The organism is Serratia liquefaciens (assembly GCF_027594825.1).
In the GTDB taxonomy this organism is placed as follows: domain Bacteria; phylum Pseudomonadota; class Gammaproteobacteria; order Enterobacterales; family Enterobacteriaceae; genus Serratia; species Serratia liquefaciens_A.
On record NZ_CP088930.1, the window covers coordinates 1739596 to 1753133 of the forward strand.

Genomic DNA, 13538 nt, shown 5'->3' on the forward strand with positions numbered 1-13538 from the left:
AGTACACCACTGGCCGTTAGTGATCCAGATAGAGATAATGCAGCCAGCTGGTCATGCGCAGCAGGACTTTACGCATGATGGAAAGATGCTCAAAGTGCTCGGTGTAAACCGCAGCCTGTGCGGTCACCCCATCGGGCAATTTGTCGAGATCGGGAACAGGGTCTAAATCGATCATCACGTAAACGCCCTCCTGCTGAGCGCCGACGTTTAGCCCTTGCATCACTCCACTGGCCTGATAGCTGCCGTCGGGGACTACCGGCAGCACCCGCGTGACCGAGCCGCCATAGATTTTCCCCGGCAAGCCGTTAAATACCACCTCGGCTTTATCACCCTGGGCTAATCGCAGGATCGAGTTTTGACGGAATACCGCCACCACCTGCCGTTTTTGCTGCGGAATAAAAATCATCACCGGTTTGAACGGCAGACGCACTGCCGTGGTGCCGGGCCTGGCCAGCACCTGGGTAACATAGCCCTCGCTCGGTGCCCGAATGGTCGTTTGTTCCAGATTGTAGGTCGCCTCTACAACCTGTGATTTCAGGCTGGCAATGCGAGCATCCTCACCGTTGTAATGGCCCGAAAGCCGTTCTTTCGCCTGCTGATGCTGAGCTTTGGCAGCCTGCAGCGCTGCGGATTGCGCTTGATATTGCTGCCGGGCATGGCTGATGTCTTGTTCAGAGAAAGGGTTAACCGCCATTGCCGCGCCTTTGGCGTAACGCTGATAATCCTGACGAGTGCGCTCATACTCGGCATAAACCCGCTGCACATTGGCCGAGGACTCATTTAGCGTAGCCTGTCGTGTTCTGACATCCGCCTGCGCGCTGGCAAGATCTGCATGCAACTTGTTCAGCCGGGCACGGTAACGGGTATCATCCAGGCGAAACAGCAGATCTCCCTTATGCAATAGCACATTGGTCTTATCCGTAACCTCGACAATCACTCCCGATACCTGGGGAACAATGGGCACCGAAACAGCGATTTTCTGCGCCCGGTAGGTATAGGGATGGTTGTAATTCATCCCCAGAATCAAAGCTCCTACGATAAAAATGCCGCCCAGTACCGCGGTCGGCACGGTCCATTTATTGATGGGGATACGGAACAGTTTGAACACGCCGTAACTCAGCGCTACGTAGCTGAGAATAATTAAGAGATCCATACCCTTTCAACACCCTTTATTGGACGACGAGCTTTCATCTGCAACGGGCTTCTGCAAACGCTGCAACTCGCTTTGTAACTGATGAATTCGCGATTGCAGCACTTCAGGGTGTTCGGCCTTTTCGCTCATGCCCCATCCCCGCTCTGGCCTATATAACGTCGCCCAAATCCACAGCAGTGGCCAAATAGCATGCAGGGTAAACAGGCTGACCCAGCCAGCCACGTGAATGGCATCCTGATGGGGATGTTGCCGTTTTTTGGCCAGCAAATAAGGAATGTCGTGAATAATTATCACGCCGTAAAATAAAATCAAAAACACGGCGATCAATACGCCTAAAGCAAAATAATCTAGAAACATGCTACACCCTGGCTGGTAACGCTAAATAACGCATCGAGGCTTATGTTGTCTTATACTCTTTGATATCTTTGGCAATGGTATCAATGGCATTTTTAACATCGTCTACGGTGAGTTTTGCCTTTTCATTATTCAAATTATTACCGGACGCTTTCCGCACCACTTTGATAACCGGCTGATTAGTCGAAGCGTCGATAAACTCGCCTTCCATATACACCGCGCTCTCCATGGTGCGGTGACCGGTCACGCTCTGTGTTGCCGCCACCAGTAGCGTTATTGGCAGTACCTCATACACCTGAAGCCCTTTTTTATGGGTATCGATAGCCGTTATAGCCCCGCGGAAAATAAGCGTATTTTCACGTGGCACATCTTCTAAGGTAAAATGGGATGCCATCGCCTGCTTAAACTGCCGGTTGGTATAGTTCAGGATATTATCAAGCGCACGCTGGCTTACCATTTCAGTGGGTTTCGGCCGTGGGAAATAGATCATCGGCTGATAAACCAAATATTTATATTTAGAATAATCAACGTTAGTCTCTTTCCAATATAAAACGTCCTTACCGGAGGCCGATTTTCCCTGGCTAATATCATTGTAATTATTTAGGAACCTGGAGTACTTTTCTTTTTCAGTGACCTTGGATGAACAAGCTGCCAGAATGAATACCAAGGGCAAAATGGCCGCACGGGTTTTTCTCATCATAATTTCCAATGTTAATTTAATACGTAAAAACAATTTGGCGAAATAATACCCGCTGGTGACGGATAAGTCATATGACAATGCCGGCAAAAATGTATATCATTTTTGATATACGGAACCAGACTGGCGTGCAAAGTGAAATCAAAAGACTTCAAGATCGACGAGCTGCGGATCGTTCGCTGCATTGCCGAAACGGCCAGCGTCAGCAAAGCCGCTCAGCGGTTGGATATGCCGCAGTCTAACGTGTCACGCACCCTGACGGCGCTGGAACGTCGGCTTGGCCTGGAGATCTTCTTACGCACCCCGCGCAGCCTGTCGTTGACCGAGTTTGGCGAACAGTTTTTACGTCGGGCAGCCCAGCTATTAGATGAACATAGCGATCTGCTGGATATCTCAGGCACCTATAAACGCAGCCTGAATGGCATGGTGACGCTGGGCGCGCCTATTGGCATCCATTCATTTCTGACCCGTTATCTGCTGCCGCCGTTGTTACGCGAATCGCCAGAACTGATCGTTGATTTGGTTACCCGAAATCCGGATGAGCGAGAGAAGAAATACGGGGCTGTTTTCGACAGCGACTGCGATCTGTTGATCAGTTTTTTCCAGCCGCAAAATGAAAGCCTGATCGCCAGACCCTTAACCCGTTTCCGCGTCGGGTTGTTTGCCTCACCGGACTATATTGCTAACGCGCCCCTTGTCGAACCGGCCGAGCTGACAGCGCATCGCTGCATTACCCTGCGGGTACTGGGGGGGAGCCGCAACACCTGGAGCTGCTACAATTCACAGGGCCAATTAATGCAGGTGCCGGTCACCGGCAGCAGCATATGCGACAACATTCTGCCGGCCATCGAGCTGGCAAAACAGGGGCTGGGCATTGTGTATGCCCCCTATTACTCCGTGGCCTCTGCGCTGGAATCGGGGTCACTGATGCCTTGCATTGAACGTGAGCGCTGTATCGATATGCAAGCCTTTCTTATTTATCGCCAGCGTGGGGTATTACCCCACAGGGTTCAGGTGATGATGGACAGCATCATGCATAATATGAAATTGCATGAGCAGCGCCTGATTTAGCGATAACGGCCACAAACACTAAAAGCAAAACCCCGCCGAAGCGAGGTGATGTTGTTCGTCTTTCCGAACCGTCGACAGTTACTCGATTATCGGTCTTTCCCGATCGTCACTGCGTTCACCACCTGTTTCGTCATCAGGGCAGACTGACACGCATGCCCTGAAGTCTGAATAGGCTGTCGAACGCTCAACTTAAAACCGGTATCCACCACCCAGCAAAGCCTGGCTGGCGATGTCTTTATCCACCATTGGACTATCGGTGATTTCACTGCTCAGTTGAACGGCGCGAACGGACGCCATGGCATACCAGTGTTCGTTAAACTGGTAATTGGCGCTCAGCTCCACATAAGGACTCCAGCTCTCTCCGGCCGAGTACGTCGAGAAACCGCTGTTTTTTGCCTCCGCATGGCCAATGCCATAGTAGTAATCGTTCTGGTTACCGTTGTTGTAGACCGCGCCAACACCGGGCACCAGGCGCAACTTGCCTGCCTTTATCGGATACAGGAAGGCCACGTCTCCCACCACGCCGTTGCTGGTATCTAGGGTATCACCGGCCAGCGAAGCGCGGATAATCCCCCATTTCTCTTTATGGGTGAAAGCCATCCCGGCCATTAATGTGCCATCGCGCTTATCCAGCTTTTTCATTTGGCTGTTATTGCTATCATCCGGATCAAAACCGAGGGGGGAATAATAGGTGATGATCGAAATCTGATCCTTTGGCATATTCAGCAGATAATAACCCGCCGCCAAAGAGTGAATATAAAAGTTCCCTTTTTCATAATTTAACGTGGGCAATCCCTGTGTTTTAGCATCGGTATCAACATAACCATAATCATTCACCATAGCGGCCGCCCCTAAGGACCAGCCCGCTGCAGCTGAAAAAGGCGAATAAATAAGGCAAGCGAAAATGAGCGAAAGCGAAATACTAAACTTACTCCCCTTAAGACGAGGAGTTAGAAAATCTGAGCACGGTTTCATTATTATCATCCATAGTGGGAGCATCAAACGCCGTGCATACTACTCCACCAGGGTAATTGTCTGATAGCGGCTTAAGTGTCCAAAAATGCACACCAGGCAACAAGCTGATTTTTAATCACATTCACTCTATTTTACCATTAACTCTTCACTGCCCCCGGACAGACAGAGCCGCTTAATTGCATAGCTACAAGGCATAATATAGTATGCGGAAAAATTCGATCCTGGCTTCACCGTAATAAACTTACGCCCCTGGAACATGACATTATGGAAACAGACGTTCCCTTCACTCTTGGGAAAAGAAACTCAGCCACTTTATTTAATAAAGATGATAAGCCGATAGAAAATATCATAGCGATTAAGCACGCTTTAATGCCCTATGGTAAGAAATGTTCTTTTCCAGCGGGCACAAAAATTCGCTTATTTCACAATGGCATTCGCCATTGGTTCTTGCTCCAGTCAGGCGAAATGTCCGCATGCCGCGACAGCGATGGTTTGAAAATAGCCAACTTTAGAGAACCCTCGCTCGCCGGTATCGCGGAAACCTTCTTCCCTAAAGAGTTGATCTTTTTCCTGGCCGAATCACCGGTTGAACTGGTGATGTACCAGGAAAGTGACGTACTGGAAACGCTGGCACGGCAAAACCTTTGGCAAGACCTGGTGCATATTCAAGCCTATGTCATTCAAGTTTTGAGCATCCGTGACAGGCTGTTGTCGGGCAACGATGCCTACGAGGTTGTCTGCAATCACTTGCTGATGCTAATGAATGAAAAAGAAGCCTTTCGCTTATCCACCACGGTCCCGCGCTATATTCAGCAACGAACGCAGCTCTCTCGCAGTGGCATCATGAAAATATTATCTGACCTGCGCAAGGGGGATTACATTACCGTCGAAAAAGGTATTTTGCTGGCGGTTAACCGGCTGCCAAAGCGTTATTGACTGGCTATCGGTGCCAGTCAATCCTCTTACAGATCCCGTGTATACACCCGCGAAGCCTCACCCCAAGGGTGGTAACCCAACCCATTAAAGGCAAACCCCTGTTTCTCGTAGTAGCCTTCCAGATCGGTACACAAATGCAACTGTGGGAAACCCAGCCGGCGAGCCTCATCCGCTACATGGTTAATCAACAACGTGCCGTAACCGCGGTTACGGTGGGCCTCCTCCACATACAGCGCACACAGCCATGGATAGAGTTCACCGCGGCTAATGAAATCATTGGTGATTAACCCCGCACACCCCAGGATCTGGCTGTTATCCACCAGCAAATACCACTGCGGCAACGGGTTAGCCGCGTCGATGCAGCGGGTAATGGCATCCTCATACATCATCAGCGTTTCTTCCGAAGCCCATTGTCGTTGGAAATAACCGATCGCCTGCTGTTTAAACTCGGGGGACTGACGCACCGAAATAATCTTCATATCTTTTCCTGAGGTGATTTTTCATTCTTTTTCTGGCGTAAAATTATGCGGTAACCCATGGAAGTTAGCACGGTCTTTATCATGGAAATCAGCGGGATGTGCAGATAATATGGCGACGCTGCCCCTTAAGCGGCAGCGATTTCACCAAAACAGGAGTCATTATGACGCAAAATATTTATGACAATCAGGCCTTCTTCGACGGCTATGCCCAGCTCAGCCGCTCGGTGAACGGGCTGGACGGCGCACCGGAATGGCCGACTATCCGCAGCATACTGCCGGATTTGCACGGCAAGTGGGTAGTCGACCTCGGCTGCGGCTACGGATGGTTCTGCCGCAGCGCTCGTGAACAAGGCGCAGCTGGCGTACTGGGGTTAGACGTCTCAGAGAAAATGCTCGGTAAAGCGCAGGCGATGACCCAGGATGCCGGCATTGAATACCGCCAGCAGGATCTGGAACAGCTTCAGCTGCCGCAGGCGTCTTTTGATATCGCCTACAGCTCACTGACGCTGCACTACATCGAAGATCTGGCGCGGTTGTTCGCCACGGTTTATCAGGCGCTGACGGCTGGCGGGCAGTTTATCTTCACCGCCGAGCACCCTGTTTATACCGCACCGCAGCATCAGGGATGGTTGGTCGATCAAAACGGGCAGAAGTCGTGGCCGGTTAACGGCTATCAGCAGGAAGGTCAGCGGATTTCAAATTGGTTGGCAGAGGGGGTCATCAAGCAGCACCGTATGCTGGGCAGCTACGTAAACTTGCTGATCCAGCAAGGCTTCGTCATTAGCTATCTGAACGAATGGGGTCCTTCGGCTCAACAAATCGCAGAAAACCCGGCGCTGGACGAAGAAAAAGAGCGCCCAATGATATTTATTCTCGCCGCTCATAAACCCGCTTAATGCTTCTTTTCCGCAATAAATCCTGAACACATCCAATATTGGGGAGGCTGCCTCCCCCCAATGGCTTAGGCCGCGGTTGCAGCCGCTATCACGTTCTAATCGCCGATCGGCAAATAGCCCTGCCACAGCGGTTGCGCCGCTTTACCCTGCGCATTGGCCTGCAAATGAACATGGTATCCCTGCAGCGAGTGCAACAGCAGGCAATCGTCCACCTCTGCCAGATCATCCTTATGCTGCTTGAAGCTGCCGGTCAGTAGCGTCTGCTTGGCTTTTTCTTTGGCTTCATCCGCACTGTGCGCGACAAACAGGCCAAACTCGTGCAGCTCCGCCAACTCGTCACTGCGGTAACCGCCCACGTTAACGAAGAACAGTTTCTCCGGCCCGACGAACGGCTCAGCCCTTAGCGCCACGTCATAACCATCCGCCCATTCAATACACGTATAGCCATCAACGTGCACCTTGTTCTTATCGCCAAACCATTTCTCGCGCAGCAAGGGATAAGCCTGTTCGGGCCGATCCGCTGCGACAAATTGCACGTCGTGCAATTCGATATTGGCACCTGGCGCGGTACCGCCCACATAGAACATCAATAATCCCGGCATTAGCTCGCTATCCTTCTGTTTTAATAATCGTTATGTAATATATTATATAGCGATTATTATGCAACCAGCGCTTCCACAAAGAGCGAGTTCGCTATTGGGGGAAAAGCTTATCAGCATGGATTACGCGCAAAGACCGCAGGTTCCGGCCAACGCAGTGGTAGCAACTTTGGCATATGCTGAGCAGCAGGACGTGGTTACGCCCCGCTATGTTTCAGGCGCGTATGTCCTGATATTCTGGCGTGGTGTCGAATTCGTGTTTGGCGAACGGGCATAACGGAATGATTTTGCGGTTTTCCGCACGCATTTTGGCGACCACCAGTGCCACCAGCTTTTTACCTACCCCCTGGCCTTTCAGCACCTCATCTACCCAGGTGTGATCAATGATGGTTAATTTATCACCGCTGGGCACAAAAGATATCTCGGCAATCATTTTCCCCTGCCGATCGTTTATATAGAAACGCTTTTCATCTTCCAAAAATTTAAGATCCATAGAATTTATTCCTATAAAAAAGTGCGTCACTCTCGGTTGTCGCTACAACAAAGCCAATATTAGTCTATTCTTTAATCAGTAACACAACATAATTGTGACAGTGGCTGAGGAGTTCAAAATGGGTGAAAGCTCAAAAGACGGCGTTATTCTGCTATCCCGAATATTGTTGATGATCCTGTTTATCATTTTTGGCTGGATGAAGCTGGTTGGCTTTGGTGCAACCGTCACGGCAATGGAAGGGTATGGTACGCCCATGCCTTATTTAGCGGCGATTATCGCCGTGGTGGTGGAGTTCTTTTTCGGCATTGCGCTTATTCTTGGGTTATTTACCCGTCCTATCGCGGTTATTTTTGCCCTTTACGTACTCGGCACCGCGTTTATCGGCCACCCATTCTGGAAAATGACCGGCATGGAAATGATGGGTAATGAAATAAATTTCTTCAAAAACATCAGCATTATTGGCGGGCTGTTGCTACTGGCGGTCACCGGCGCCGGGCGCTATTCGCTGGATTATAAATTCTTCAATAAATAACCCCCACCAGCCGGTAGTTCTGCTGCCGGCTGGCCTTCTGTTTCCCCGTTTATCGACTGCGTTTGGCGTGACGTTCGAAGTTATCGGCTTTGGCCTGTGCCGATTTGCGCAGCGTCACGTAACAGGCACCCTCACCGCCATCGCGCGGCAGCGCCCGACAAAAAGCCTGCACCTGCTCAAACTGGGCCAGCCACTTGGCGACATAGCTGCGGATCACGTTGGCGTGGCTCTCATCATCTCGCCCGCGACCGTGAACGATCAACAGCGAACGCAGGCTTTGCTTTTCCGCCTGCACAATAAAGCGGAACAACGCTTGCCGACAGGCTTCCACCGGTTGTTTCAGCAGGTTCAGGCTGGCCTGCGGCGGATAGCGGCCATGGCTCAGCTTGTCGAGCACGCCCTGCTGAATGCCCTCGCCTTTGTATTCCAACGGCTGTTCGCAGGGGATCAGTTCGAGAAAACCGGTACTGAGAAAGTTTTCCTGCTCCAGTGCCTGCGCTTCACGGCGGGCGCGCTTATCCATGGTCTCCTGCGGCTTCAGGTACAACGTCTCGGGGCCGCTGGATAACGGAATGACATCCGCCATCGCCTGTTCAAAAAAATCTTTGTCTTGGTTGCTCATCTCACAGCCACTCTTGGACACTAAGCCTTTCATGCCGGAATAAGCCTGATTGTAAGACCCACAGCTGCGGTTGCAAGCCGGGAATTTCCCGCAATCGTCGTCAACGGGTGAGGTTCTGTGCAGTTTTCGTTATACTGCAAAACCATTATTGAGTGCCGCAAAGGATCGATCCCATGAAAATGCGCGAGCTGGAAACCCAGTTTCAAAATGCCATGAGTGAGTTGCAGGCCAGCTTCGAAAAGCAGCACCGTGAATGGCAGCACAGCTATCAGGCCCTGCAGCAGCTGCTGGAAGAGGCTAAACAGCGCGAAGTCGCATTGCGTATGCAGAACGAACAGTTGGTACGCAAGCTGAGCACCGCCAGTTCAGTGCCGGAGCAGCACGCATTGGTGAAGCAAATTAAAATGCTGGGCGCCCATCTGGACGCACTGGCCAAAGATGCCGCCAGCTTCAACCACCACCTGCGCAATCAGCAGCGGGCAGCCGACAATTTCAGCGGCGAACAGCGTTGACACCGGGCGCTGTCCTGCAGCGCCTCCTGCCAAATACTGGCGTTCCGAGAGTGTAATAAATCATAAATGACCTGGATCATCATCGCTGCCCTGATCGTTGTATTTATTATTGGTTACCGCATTCTGACTTCCGATACCCGCAAAGCCATTGACTCTCTGGCCCACCTGCTGAAAGTGAAGCCTATGCTGATTGAATCGATGATTCAGGAGATGGGCAGCCGCAACAGCCAGACCTTTATCCGCATGCTGAACAACGGTTACACCGAAGAGATGCACCAGGCGGCCTATTTGCTGTTTATCTATCTGACCTTTATCAAACAGGCAGACGACCACCAGATCGCCCTGTGGCGGGAAACCCTGCTGCGTGCCGGTCTGTCGCCAGAGCTACATGCCGAGCACACCGAGGCCGCGCTGTTTTATTTTGCCGATCTGGATATCGATGCTTTCGAGCTGGCGCAGTTCCGCCGCGCCTATAACGAGCGTTTTAACCAGGAAGCCATTGCCAATGGGTGAGGATGTCCCCCGCAGGCGGGGGAAGCATTACAGAAACATGCTGTAGATATAGCGCGAAAGCGCGTCACGCGAGCTGAAACCGTGGGGAATGCCATAACGCGCACTCGGGGTATCGCTGCTTAAATCCAGGGGAAACTCAAGGTACTGATCGCTGGTGCGTATCGGCGAGGTCGGCGTGGCGAAATGCACGCTTTTCTCTTTCAGCGCCGGGTGGATCACCAACGCGGTTCTGCCCATCCGCGCTTCACGATTCACATACACGTAGTGTTCACCCTTGCGGTAACCATAGGCTTGGTCGGTGACATAATCACGCTCAAACCCGGTATTCTCCAACACTCTAGCCACTTCATCCGGCCGTAAATACATCGATTTCTCCTCTCGTTCTGGACCGCTGAGCGACCTTACCGTAATCATGAGATGAAACAATAAATTTTTCGGTATGGATGTGGGTTTAGGAATAATCCTTAACTAGGTATTTTGCCGTTTTTGCAACAGCAGGCGCAGCATCAGCATCACGCCCGGAAATCCCCTCAGTGCCGCAAAATTAAGAGGTCGACGGCACGCACGTACGGTTCATCAACAGCATTTAGCATAGCTCCGATCCTAACCCGACGAGGGATAACGAATTATTATTTAAAGCCGCTGCTGTTGCCTGCGCCACTCACTTGGGCTCACACCCTGAATACGCAAGAATTCGCGGTTAAAATTCGATTTGGTAGTGAATCCGGCCTTTTGCATAATATCAGTCACCGGCTCATCACCGGCGAGCAACCACTGCGCCGCCTGACGAATGCGCAGCTGATTCACATATTGCGACACATTCATGCCCGTATGGCGGTTAATCGCCTGCGAAACCCGTCGCGCCGGCAACCCCACCTTGCGCGCCAACCGGGCCAGGTTCAGCTCAGGCTCCAGAAAGAAGTCATCTTGCCGCAGCCGTTGTTGCACCCGATCAAACCACTCGGTCAGTTGAGATTCGTCTTCCACCACGCTTTCAGCCGCTGCCGATAGGGCCTCAACCGGGCTATCCGCAGGTCGGCTGCGCGACAGCACCAAGCATAGGCTCAACGCCACCAACAGGTTATCGATCGTTGCCAGCCAACCGGCGTGCCGCCCGTCAAACAGGGAAAAGTCGAGAGCAATCACTAGTTCGGCTGCCGCCACCATGATCAGCAAGCCCCCCAAACCGCGCCACAGTCGGTAGCTCAGCCAACTTTCCGCCAGCGCCACCTGCGGCAAAGCGTTTTCGCCGCGCCGCAACGCATACAGCAATGCGACGCCATACCCCAGATATCCCCCGACAATTATGGCATCCAGCAAAAAGGGGGCCGTCAGGCTGGCCAGCAGCGTCAGGCACAGCGGCATCAGGTGCCACAGTTCGCGCCACCGCAAACGGCCCTGGGTACTCACCAGAAACGCCAGATAAGCCAGTGAAGGGATCGCCATCGCGCCGAACGGTTGCAGCCCATTGAATTGCGTTATGCCATAACCATAACGAAGCCCCATCAGCAGGCTTTGCCAGGCGCACAATAACAGCAACAGTTGAAAAACCCAGCGCCGCGATCCTGGCCGACCCAGGCGATACAGCAGCCCCAGGCATAGCAGGCCGAACAGAAATGTTAGGGGAATAAGCGGCATCATCGAGGTCTTGTTGCTAGCACACAGAACCGACAGTGTACTGTTAAAACAACCCTTTAACGACCCGGATCGCGATCGAGGTCGCCGAATAACGCCGCCAATGTCACCCTTTCAGCGTTGATACCTTGAGGAGTGAAAATGAAAAGAACCTTGTTGTTGTTAATGCTGTGGTGCGGTGCTGCCAGCGCGTCCCCCTATCAGGTCGCCACCCGCGATGAAACCTTTCAGGCCGGCTCGCGTTCGTTAGCCAGCCGTATTTACTACCCCACCACCGCAACGGCTAAACCGCAGCTCATCGGTGCCAATGCGGTCTTTATCGGCATTGAAAGTCAGCCGGACGCGCCGACAGCAAGCGGGCATTTTCCGCTGATCGTGATCAGCCACGGCAGCGGCGGCAATAACGCCAGCCAGGCCTGGCTGGCGGCAGCGCTGGCCCAACAAGGTGCGATCGTGGTGGCGGCCAACCATCCAGGCAGCACCACCGGTAACTCGGTTCCGGCTTTGTCTGCCGAACTGTGGTTACAAACCGGCGATATTTCCGCCTTGATTAGCGCCGTCACCGCCGAGCCTCGCTGGAAGCAGGTGATTAATCCTCAGGCGATTGGCGTTATCGGCCACTCCAAGGGCGGTTACAGCACCATTGCAGCTATCGGCGGTAAAGTCCGGCTGAGCGATTTCATCGACGGCTGCCGACAAGCACCGCGATCGCCCAACTGTCAGTTTTATACACAAGCCAACGTCGCGCTGACGAAGCTTTCCGCCAGGGCATTTGACGCCGACTACACCGACCCGCGCATTCGCTTCGCGGTGGCTCTCGATCCTGGCATGGTGCCCTATCTGCTGCCGACCAGCCTGCGTCGGCTCAGCGCACCGTTACTGATCGTCGAGCCACAGCACTTTTTGCCCGACGGCCAGGAGCCTGGGCTTGGCGGCGCCACGCTGGCGGCGGATAACGGAAAGCACCCTATTCATACACTGAAGCTATCCAGCGGCAATCATTTCGATTTTCTGCCGGTTTGTCAGCCCAAAGGCCGGCAAATCCTGGCGAGTGAAGAAGATGATGGGGCCGTGCTTTGCGCCTCGTCCAGCGAACAACGCGAAGCCGTACACCGGCAAACACTGGCCGCCATCATGGCATTTATTCATCCGTGGCTACCCGCGCCCGCAGAAAATCGATAAACGCCCTCACCTTTTCCGGCACGTGGCGGGTGTTGGGGTATAACGCATAAATACTTTGCGCAGGAAACTGATGGTCCGTCAGTAGCGGACACAGCTTGCCCTCGACGAGGGCAGGCCGCACCAGCCATTCGGGCAACAGCGCCACCCCGGCACCGTGCAAAGCAAACGCCAACAGCGCCGCGGCGCTGTCGCCCATCAGCGTGGCGGCATCTTCCACCTTGAACAGCACCGCCTGCCGCTCTGGGGTAATGACTTGCCAACTCAGCGGCGAGCTGAGGCGACTGTGGGCAATCCACTGTGCCTGTGCCAACTGGGCCAGAGACGCAACGGGATGGCGGGCCAGGTAGGCCGGCGAGGCGACCGGCACAATAGCGAAGCTGTCGAGCAATGCCGCCCGCAGGCTGGAATCCGCCAGTTGTCCCAGCCGGATGGCCACGTCGAAACGCTCTGAAATCAAATCGGCATGATAGGAAGAGGAAACGTGCTGAATGCGCAGACGCGGATGCAGTTGGGAAAACGCCGCCACCGCCGGTACCACCACCTGAGCGCCGTATTCCGGGGTAGTTGTGATGCGCAACACGCCGCTCAACCCATGGTGATCCCGACGTACGTCATCCAAGAGGTTTTCCGCATCCTGCAACAACCGCAGGCAACGTTGATAAAAACGTTCGCCGGCGTCGGTCAGCGCCAGCCGCCGGGTGCTGCGCACCAGCAGCGACACTCCCAGTTCGCTCTCCAGCTGTTTGACATTGAAGCTGACCACCGCCTTGGTTTGCCCCAACGCCAGCGCGGCGGCGGTGAAACTGCCGGCGTCTACCACGGCCACGAAGATAGCCAAACGCTGCAGGTTAAGCATGTTGTCGCCCCTTATTGTCAAAATAATTTTGAC

Annotated in this window: 18 protein-coding genes; 7 read left to right on the plus strand and 11 right to left on the minus strand. The window is 53.1% G+C overall.

Annotated features, from left to right (window positions below; genetic code table 11):
• Window positions 1-16 precede the first annotated feature (16 nt).
• From LQ945_RS07920 to LQ945_RS07930, 3 genes are read right to left on the minus strand one after another with little or no spacing between them, the layout of a single operon-like run.
• Window positions 17-1153: an HlyD family secretion protein gene (locus LQ945_RS07920; protein WP_269935365.1), complete on the minus strand. Its 1137-nt coding sequence runs from the start codon at window positions 1151-1153 to the stop codon at window positions 17-19.
• Between the two features lie 6 nt (window positions 1154-1159).
• Entirely contained in the window at window positions 1160-1510 is a 351-nt protein-coding gene (locus LQ945_RS07925) for a DUF3302 domain-containing protein (protein ID WP_270102656.1), read from the minus strand.
• Window positions 1511-1550: 40 nt separating this feature from the next.
• Window positions 1551-2204 (minus strand): DUF3313 domain-containing protein, encoded by a 654-nt coding sequence (locus LQ945_RS07930; protein ID WP_270102970.1) that lies wholly within the window; start codon window positions 2202-2204, stop codon window positions 1551-1553.
• Window positions 2205-2339: 135 nt separating this feature from the next.
• Here LQ945_RS07930 and LQ945_RS07935 point away from each other — a divergent pair, with 135 nt between their 5' ends.
• On the plus strand, window positions 2340-3275 hold the full coding sequence (locus tag LQ945_RS07935; protein WP_270102657.1) for a LysR family transcriptional regulator: 936 nt from the start codon (window positions 2340-2342) through the stop codon (window positions 3273-3275).
• Window positions 3276-3464: 189 nt separating this feature from the next.
• On the opposite strand, the gene LQ945_RS07940 is transcribed toward LQ945_RS07935, so the two are convergent.
• On the minus strand, window positions 3465-4250 hold the full coding sequence (locus LQ945_RS07940) for a MipA/OmpV family protein (RefSeq protein WP_270102658.1): 786 nt from the start codon (window positions 4248-4250) through the stop codon (window positions 3465-3467).
• 264 nt (window positions 4251-4514) lie between these two features.
• Here LQ945_RS07940 and LQ945_RS07945 point away from each other — a divergent pair, with 264 nt between their 5' ends.
• Window positions 4515-5186: a winged helix-turn-helix transcriptional regulator gene (locus LQ945_RS07945; RefSeq protein WP_081835895.1), complete on the plus strand. Its 672-nt coding sequence runs from the start codon at window positions 4515-4517 to the stop codon at window positions 5184-5186.
• A gap of 26 nt (window positions 5187-5212) precedes the next feature.
• On the opposite strand, the gene LQ945_RS07950 is transcribed toward LQ945_RS07945, so the two are convergent.
• The gene (locus LQ945_RS07950) at window positions 5213-5665 is read right to left on the minus strand and encodes a GNAT family N-acetyltransferase (protein ID WP_044554522.1); all 453 of its coding nucleotides are present in this window, start codon (window positions 5663-5665) and stop codon (window positions 5213-5215) included.
• A gap of 161 nt (window positions 5666-5826) precedes the next feature.
• Here LQ945_RS07950 and LQ945_RS07955 point away from each other — a divergent pair, with 161 nt between their 5' ends.
• Window positions 5827-6561, plus strand: a complete 735-nt coding sequence (locus LQ945_RS07955; protein WP_270102659.1) for a class I SAM-dependent methyltransferase — start codon at window positions 5827-5829, stop codon at window positions 6559-6561.
• A 95-nt stretch (window positions 6562-6656) separates the two neighbouring features.
• Here LQ945_RS07955 and LQ945_RS07960 read toward each other — a convergent pair whose 3' ends face one another.
• Together LQ945_RS07960 and LQ945_RS07965 are read right to left on the minus strand one after the other, a co-directional pair.
• Window positions 6657-7163, minus strand: coding sequence for a DUF1543 domain-containing protein (locus LQ945_RS07960; protein WP_270102660.1), 507 nt, complete (start codon window positions 7161-7163; stop codon window positions 6657-6659).
• A 211-nt stretch (window positions 7164-7374) separates the two neighbouring features.
• Window positions 7375-7653: a GNAT family N-acetyltransferase gene (locus LQ945_RS07965; protein WP_044554519.1), complete on the minus strand. Its 279-nt coding sequence runs from the start codon at window positions 7651-7653 to the stop codon at window positions 7375-7377.
• A 118-nt stretch (window positions 7654-7771) separates the two neighbouring features.
• On the opposite strand from LQ945_RS07965, the gene LQ945_RS07970 reads away from it, so the two are divergent.
• A complete protein-coding gene (locus LQ945_RS07970; RefSeq protein WP_020828285.1) occupies window positions 7772-8185 on the plus strand; it encodes a DoxX family protein in 414 nt (137 codons plus the stop codon).
• A 49-nt stretch (window positions 8186-8234) separates the two neighbouring features.
• On the opposite strand, the gene smrA is transcribed toward LQ945_RS07970, so the two are convergent.
• A complete protein-coding gene (gene smrA, locus LQ945_RS07975; RefSeq protein ID WP_044554518.1) occupies window positions 8235-8807 on the minus strand; it encodes a DNA endonuclease SmrA in 573 nt (190 codons plus the stop codon).
• A 173-nt stretch (window positions 8808-8980) separates the two neighbouring features.
• On the opposite strand from smrA, the gene LQ945_RS07980 reads away from it, so the two are divergent.
• Both LQ945_RS07980 and LQ945_RS07985 read left to right on the plus strand, forming a co-directional pair.
• The gene (locus tag LQ945_RS07980; protein ID WP_020828287.1) at window positions 8981-9319 is read left to right on the plus strand and encodes an MbeD/MobD family mobilization/exclusion protein; all 339 of its coding nucleotides are present in this window, start codon (window positions 8981-8983) and stop codon (window positions 9317-9319) included.
• Between the two features lie 66 nt (window positions 9320-9385).
• A complete protein-coding gene (locus LQ945_RS07985) occupies window positions 9386-9832 on the plus strand; it encodes a DUF1198 family protein (protein WP_044554517.1) in 447 nt (148 codons plus the stop codon).
• Between the two features lie 27 nt (window positions 9833-9859).
• On the opposite strand, the gene LQ945_RS07990 is transcribed toward LQ945_RS07985, so the two are convergent.
• Both LQ945_RS07990 and LQ945_RS07995 read right to left on the minus strand, forming a co-directional pair.
• The gene (locus tag LQ945_RS07990) at window positions 9860-10198 is read right to left on the minus strand and encodes a DUF2002 family protein (protein WP_020828289.1); all 339 of its coding nucleotides are present in this window, start codon (window positions 10196-10198) and stop codon (window positions 9860-9862) included.
• A 267-nt stretch (window positions 10199-10465) separates the two neighbouring features.
• On the minus strand, window positions 10466-11470 hold the full coding sequence (locus LQ945_RS07995; RefSeq protein WP_333482962.1) for an AraC family transcriptional regulator: 1005 nt from the start codon (window positions 11468-11470) through the stop codon (window positions 10466-10468).
• Between the two features lie 138 nt (window positions 11471-11608).
• Here LQ945_RS07995 and LQ945_RS08000 point away from each other — a divergent pair, with 138 nt between their 5' ends.
• Window positions 11609-12649, plus strand: a complete 1041-nt coding sequence (locus LQ945_RS08000) for an alpha/beta hydrolase family protein (protein ID WP_270102662.1) — start codon at window positions 11609-11611, stop codon at window positions 12647-12649.
• Here LQ945_RS08000 and LQ945_RS08005 read toward each other — a convergent pair.
• A complete protein-coding gene (locus LQ945_RS08005) occupies window positions 12609-13505 on the minus strand; it encodes a LysR family transcriptional regulator (protein WP_269935356.1) in 897 nt (298 codons plus the stop codon). The two genes, LQ945_RS08000 and LQ945_RS08005, sit on opposite strands and share 41 nt — an antisense overlap.
• Between the last annotated feature and the right edge of the window lie 33 nt (window positions 13506-13538).